This is a genomic window from Caballeronia sp. NCF2, assembly GCF_023631205.1.
Lineage (GTDB): Bacteria > Pseudomonadota > Gammaproteobacteria > Burkholderiales > Burkholderiaceae > Caballeronia > Caballeronia zhejiangensis.
This window is the reverse complement of record NZ_JALQDN010000108.1, coordinates 1-3,273: the sequence shown is the minus strand read 5'-3', so window position 1 is coordinate 3,273 and position 3,273 is coordinate 1. Positions and strand designations below refer to the sequence as shown.

The window sequence follows — 3,273 nt, the reverse complement described above, 5'->3', positions numbered from 1 at the left end:
TAAAAAAACCAAGGCCGGAATACCGGAACATCGGGATCGGTCAGATCGCGAAGTATCGCTTGCCGCTGGCGGGCAAGGTATCGATCCTGCATCGCGTGAGCGGCCTGCTGCTCTTCGTGTGTCTGCCGTTCATCCTGTATCTGCTCGATCAGAGCCTCACGTCGGAAATCTCGTTCGACGCGTTCAAGGGCTTTCTCGCCAACCCCATCGTCAAGATCATCACGCTCGTGTTGTCGTGGTCGTATCTGCATCACTTCTGCGCGGGTATCCGCTTCTTGCTGCTCGACACGCACGTCGGCGTGAACAAGCAAGGCGGCAAGCAAAGCGCGCTCATCGTGCTGATCGTCTCGCTGTTGCTCACGCTCGCGATGGCTCTCAAGATCTTCGGAGTGTTCTAAACATGGCAACGCAAAATCGGGTCGGCCCCAAGCGCCTGGTCGTCGGCGCGCACTATGGTCTGCGCGACTGGCTCGCGCAACGCATCACCGCGGTCGTGATGGCCGTGTACACCGTCATTCTTCTCTTCTGGTTCTTCGCGGCGCACAACTTCTCGTACGAAGGCTGGGCGGGCATCTTCGCGACCCAGTGGATGAAGCTCGCGACTTTCGTAGCCTTGCTTTGCCTCTTCTATCACGCGTGGGTCGGCATTCGCGACATCTGGATGGACTACGTGAAGCCCATGGGTCTGCGCCTGCTGCTGCAAGTGCTGACGATCCTCTGGCTCGTCGGATGCGCCGGCTACGCTGCACAGATTCTCTGGAGAGTTTAAAGAACATGGCTGCAATCAAGACTTCCCTGCCGCGTCGTCGCTTTGACGTGGTCATCGTCGGTGCGGGCGGATCGGGCATGCGCGCATCGCTGCAGCTCGCGCGCGCGGGTCTGTCCGTCGCGGTGCTCTCGAAAGTGTTCCCGACGCGCTCGCATACGGTGGCCGCGCAAGGCGGCATCGGCGCATCGCTCGGCAACATGAGCGAAGACAACTGGCACTATCACTTCTACGACACCATCAAGGGCTCCGACTGGCTCGGCGATCAGGATGCGATCGAGTTCATGTGCCGCGAAGCGCCCAACGCCGTGTACGAGTTGGAACACATGGGCATGCCGTTCGACCGTAATCCGGATGGCACGATCTATCAGCGTCCGTTCGGCGGCCACACGGCGAACTACGGCGAGAAGCCCGTGCAACGCGCATGCGCTGCCGCCGACCGTACCGGTCACGCGTTGCTGCACACGCTGTATCAGCAGAACGTCGCGGCTAAAACGCACTTCTTCGTCGAATGGATGGCGCTGGATCTGATCCGCGACGCCGATGGCGACGTGCTCGGCGTCACCGCGCTCGAAATGGAAACGGGCGAGGTCTATATCCTCGAAGGCAAGACGACGCTGTTCGCCACGGGCGGCGCGGGCCGTATCTTCGCGGCATCGACGAATGCGTTCATCAATACGGGCGACGGCCTCGGCATGGCCGCGCGTTCGGGCATCGCGCTGCAGGACATGGAGTTCTGGCAGTTCCACCCGACCGGCGTCGCCGGCGCGGGCGTGCTGATTACCGAAGGCGTGCGCGGCGAAGGCGGCATTCTGCGTAACTCGAATGGCGATCGCTTCATGGAACGCTATGCGCCGACGCTGAAGGATCTCGCGCCGCGCGACTTCGTTTCGCGTTCGATGGATCAGGAGATCAAGGAAGGCCGCGGCGTCGGCCCGAACAAGGATCACGTGCTGCTCGATCTGTCGCACATCGGCGGCGAGACGATCATGAAGCGTCTGCCGTCGATTCGCGAGATTGCGCTGAAGTTCGCGAACGTCGATTGCATCAAGGAGCCGATTCCGGTCGTGCCGACCATCCACTATCAGATGGGTGGCATTCCGACGAACATGCATGGTCAGGTCGTGGGCACCGCGAAGGGCTACAACGATCCGGTCAACGGCTTCTATGCTGTTGGCGAATGCTCGTGCGTGTCGGTGCACGGCGCGAATCGTCTGGGCACGAACTCGCTGCTCGATCTCGTCGTGTTCGGCCGCGCGGCGGGCAATCACATCATCAAGCACGCGAAGGAATTGAAGGAGCACAAGCCGCTACCGGCCGATGCCGCCGACTTCGCGATGGAACGTCTCGCGGTGCTGGAGAAGTCGACGTCGGGCGAGTACACGCAGAACATCGCCAACGACATCCGCGCATCGATGCAGGCGCATGCGGGCGTGTTCCGCACGTCGAAGCTGCTCGAAGAAGGCGTCGGCAAGATCGCCGAACTCGCCGAGCGCGTGAAGCACGTGCATCTGAAGGACAAGTCGAAGGTGTTCAACACCGCGAAGGTCGAGGCGCTCGAACTGGCGAATCTGATCGAAGTCGCGCGCGCGACGATGGTCTCCGCCGAAGCGCGCAAGGAAAGCCGTGGCGCGCACGCGCACAGCGACTACGAGCATCGCGACGACGAGAACTGGATGCGTCACACGCTGTGGTTCAGCGAAGGCGATCGCCTCGAATACAAGCCGGTGCAGATGAAGCCGCTGACGGTCGAATCGGTGCCGCCCAAGGCGCGTACCTTCTAAGGAAAGCGCAAGGAAATCGAAATGGCAAAGAGAATTTTTGAAGTCTATCGCTACGATCCGGACAAGGATGCGGCGCCGCGCATGCAGAGCTACGAGCTCGATCTGACGCATGAACGCATGCTGCTCGACGCGCTGGTGAAGCTGAAAGAAGTCGATGAGACGCTGTCGTTCCGTCGCTCGTGCCGCGAAGGCGTGTGCGGTTCGGACGCGATGAACATCAACGGCAAGAACGGCCTCGCGTGCCTGACGAATCTGAACGAACTGCCGCAGAAGATCGTGCTGCGTCCGCTGCCGGGTCTGCCGGTGGTGCGCGATCTGATCTGCGATTTCACGCAGTTCTTCAATCAGTATCATTCGATCAAGCCGTATCTGATCAACGATACGCCGCCGCCCGAGAAGGAGCGTCTGCAGTCGCCCGTCGAGCGCGATGAACTCGATGGCTTGTACGAGTGCATTCTGTGCGCGAGCTGCTCGACGTCGTGCCCGAGCTTCTGGTGGAACCCGGACAAGTTCGTGGGACCGGCGGGCTTGCTGCAGGCGTATCGCTTCATCGCGGATAGCCGCGATCAGGCGACGGGCGAACGCCTCGATAACCTGGAAGATCCGTATCGTCTGTTCCGTTGCCACACGATCATGAATTGCGTCGACGTGTGCCCGAAGGGGCTCAACCCGACCAAGGCGATCGGCAAGATCAAGGAATTGATGGTGCGACGGGCGGTTTGA

General features: G+C 61.0%; 4 protein-coding genes. All 4 read left to right on the top strand.

Annotation, left to right across the window (positions count from 1 at the left end; translation table 11 throughout):
• Positions 1–398 (top strand): succinate dehydrogenase, cytochrome b556 subunit (gene sdhC, locus NCS02_RS36070; protein ID WP_250437927.1); only part of this gene is annotated, 398 nt, incomplete at its 5' end.
• A gap of 2 nt (positions 399–400) precedes the next feature.
• Positions 401–769, top strand: coding sequence for a succinate dehydrogenase, hydrophobic membrane anchor protein (sdhD, locus tag NCS02_RS36065; RefSeq protein WP_008354058.1), 369 nt, complete (start codon positions 401–403; stop codon positions 767–769).
• A gap of 5 nt (positions 770–774) precedes the next feature.
• Positions 775–2,550: a succinate dehydrogenase flavoprotein subunit gene (gene sdhA / locus NCS02_RS36060; RefSeq protein ID WP_250520760.1), complete on the top strand. Its 1,776-nt coding sequence runs from the start codon at positions 775–777 to the stop codon at positions 2,548–2,550.
• A gap of 21 nt (positions 2,551–2,571) precedes the next feature.
• On the top strand, positions 2,572–3,273 hold the full coding sequence (locus NCS02_RS36055; RefSeq protein ID WP_008354056.1) for a succinate dehydrogenase iron-sulfur subunit: 702 nt from the start codon (positions 2,572–2,574) through the stop codon (positions 3,271–3,273).

Coding starts and splice junctions, on each gene's coding strand:
- sdhD (WP_008354058.1), top strand. CDS start 401: ATGGCAACGCAAAATCGGGTCGGCCCCAAGCGCCTGGTCGTCGGCGCG.
- sdhA (WP_250520760.1), top strand. CDS start 775: ATGGCTGCAATCAAGACTTCCCTGCCGCGTCGTCGCTTTGACGTGGTC.
- NCS02_RS36055 (WP_008354056.1), top strand. CDS start 2,572: ATGGCAAAGAGAATTTTTGAAGTCTATCGCTACGATCCGGACAAGGAT.